General features: G+C 41.4%; 3 protein-coding genes. 1 reads left to right on the forward strand and 2 read right to left on the reverse strand.

Features of this window, described 5'->3' with window-relative positions; translation table 11 throughout:
• Positions 1-391 precede the first annotated feature (391 nt).
• Complete coding sequence (locus ABWW03_RS19870; protein WP_353411413.1) at positions 392-886, reverse strand: hypothetical protein; 495 nt, start codon at positions 884-886, stop codon at positions 392-394.
• 143 nt (positions 887-1,029) lie between these two features.
• On the opposite strand from ABWW03_RS19870, the gene ABWW03_RS19875 reads away from it, so the two are divergent.
• On the forward strand, positions 1,030-1,497 hold the full coding sequence (locus ABWW03_RS19875) for an IS6 family transposase (protein WP_353411415.1): 468 nt from the start codon (positions 1,030-1,032) through the stop codon (positions 1,495-1,497).
• Between the two features lie 397 nt (positions 1,498-1,894).
• On the opposite strand, the gene ABWW03_RS19880 is transcribed toward ABWW03_RS19875, so the two are convergent.
• Positions 1,895-2,164 carry an immunity protein Tsi6 family protein gene (locus ABWW03_RS19880; RefSeq protein WP_353411417.1) on the reverse strand — a complete coding sequence of 90 codons (270 nt, stop codon included), beginning with the start codon at positions 2,162-2,164 and terminating at the stop codon, positions 1,895-1,897.
• Between the last annotated feature and the right edge of the window lie 154 nt (positions 2,165-2,318).

A 2,318-nucleotide genomic window follows, 5' to 3' on the forward strand; every position in this document is an offset into this window, starting at 1 on the left:
GACGAGTATTTAAGCTGGATTTAGAGTTTAAGTTGACAGTGCCTCAATAACCACTTTCGACAGCAAAGGCATCTGCTTAAGGCAAAGCATTATCGTGAGCTTAGAAATCGAGCGTTTGAGCAATGGGATCAGGTTAGTTGCGCCTTGAAAATAGAAGCAGCCTAATAAATAGGCTGAAATACGCGTTTAGGCTGAGTTTCGACTTTAAGTTGACAGTGCCGAAATGGTACATCAATGTCCACAATAACGATCCAGCCTACCTATTTGTTAAACTCAAAGAATAAGATCAATGCGACTGGATCATTGGAGCAGATTTTCTGACTCTTTTCATAAGCAATTTAAGAATAGCCTCAACCATTCATAAGAAGCTCAACTGAATAGACCCCACTTTTTACATCAATTTATTCTTCAGAGTTAGAAATTTTTCCATGCTATACAATTCTCCCCAACACATATCAGTATTGGTCCTAGACAACAAATCAGGAAACGCACTTTCTAACCTCAAGAGTTTTACCCCTTTATTTAAAAGCCTCTCAATAAGATTTGAAAAAACCTCCCTTGGAGCTTCGGTCAATGCCCCATACATGTCTGCCATCCCAATCTCTACCGTCATATCAAGAATATAGGCAAACTCATCATGGCTAGATGCGGGAACTTTTCTTTCAATAGCTACCGGCAAAGGCTCACCTCTACCACACAAATCCAATGCATTACCATCTGATTCCCAACTAGGGAGATCACTTGCTATCAAAATAGAAACCAAATGCTCACATAATTCATCAACAGCTTCATCTTCCAGTCCTATTTGGTTGCAATACCTGCCAAAACAACTACTTCCATATGCTTGAAGCTCACGAATGCTTAGCTTTTCATATAATTCCGTCATTGCTCATTCTCTGGGCTAGTATTTTTAACCTTGTGTTTTACGGTTTGGTTTCGGGCCAATCAAATTGGGGCCCCATTAGTTTTAGTCGTTCTGTTGTCTGCTCCCAGTATTGTCAACTTAACCTACATGCTAAACTTCACCCCATGAATACCTACAAACGTTTCCGTTACCCTAAGACCATTATCATCCACGCCATATGGTTATATCACCGATTTACTTTAAGCTTTCGCGATATTGAGGAAACCCTAGCCATTCGAGGCGTAACGGTTTCCTACGAAACCATCCGACAATGGTGCTTGAAATTTGCACCCTATTTCGTCAAAACTCTAAAGAAGAAACATGGGACACATGGAAATCACTGGTTTCTTGACGAAGCTTTTATCAAAATCAATGGGAAACCGCATTACTTATGGCGTGCTGTTGATTCAGATGGCAGTGAGCTGGATATACTCATTACCAAACGCAGAAACAAGTATGCTGCCACTAGGTTCTTTAAAAAACTGTTTAAAACTCAGACTCAAACAACCCAAAAAATAACAACCGACAGACTGGCCAGCTACCGCTCTGCACTAAGGGACTTGGGCTGCAAAGTGCAACATTCCACCGCATAATATCATAACAATATTCCTGAAATTTCCCATCAAAAAACCCGACAGCAGGAACGGCAAATGCGGCGTTTCAAATCAGTTGGCCAAGCCCAAAGGTTCCTCGCCTGCCAGGGAGTGATCAATAATCATTTTCGACAACAAAAACACCTGCTAAAAGCAAAATACTACCGTGAGCTTAGAAACAGAGCATTTTCACAGTGGCAACAGGTTACCTGTGCCTCGAACATGGAATCTGCTTAATAATTGATCAACCTTGTTCTTCTTTATCGAGTTGAAAAGTTAAGTTGACAATGCCCTCACTTAGCCCGCCACAAATCGAGCCTACCACCAGATTAAAGATTGTTACCCTAATGACTGACCATAGAATGAGCCGCTCTTGTGCAGCCGCCCCCTTCAAGCCTTATAACCCACCAGATTTCAATCTATCTACAATCAATTCAACATCATAAAGAGTATTAGCAAATTCCATATCCCGCTCCTCGAACTCTTTCGCAGCATAGATCCCAATAATTTCATTTAACCTACTACGGTCTTCTATTGATCCGTCTAAAATGCCTTTCACATACGCCAGCTGAGCTTTCACGGATTCTAGAGGCTGAAAGTTTGGGTAATCAATTGCTAAACGGTCGCTTTGCACGACCGCTTTTTGAATCACTGCTTCAGGATTCATTCTAATTTATTCAGTATTAATAATCGTAAAAACTTTATCGAGGCTACCAGTAAAGAACTGGATTCCACCTCCCTCCTCTCCATATGGTCCACATGTAGTGGTCAAGTAAATCTGGCCACGGTTTAGTAGTCACTCCAGTACAGCTGCTCAGCAG

Origin of the sequence: Pseudoteredinibacter isoporae, from assembly GCF_040372805.1 — a bacterium.
Taxonomy (GTDB): domain Bacteria; phylum Pseudomonadota; class Gammaproteobacteria; order Pseudomonadales; family Cellvibrionaceae; genus Pseudoteredinibacter; species Pseudoteredinibacter isoporae_A.

What these genes read in the sequence shown, in the direction of transcription:
- ABWW03_RS19880 (WP_353411417.1), bottom strand. Translation starts at nt 2,164, where the DNA reads ATGAATCCTGAAGCAGTGATTCAAAAAGCGGTCGTGCAAAGCGACCGT.
- ABWW03_RS19875 (WP_353411415.1), top strand. Translation starts at nt 1,030, where the DNA reads ATGAATACCTACAAACGTTTCCGTTACCCTAAGACCATTATCATCCAC.
- ABWW03_RS19870 (WP_353411413.1), bottom strand. Translation starts at nt 886, where the DNA reads ATGACGGAATTATATGAAAAGCTAAGCATTCGTGAGCTTCAAGCATAT.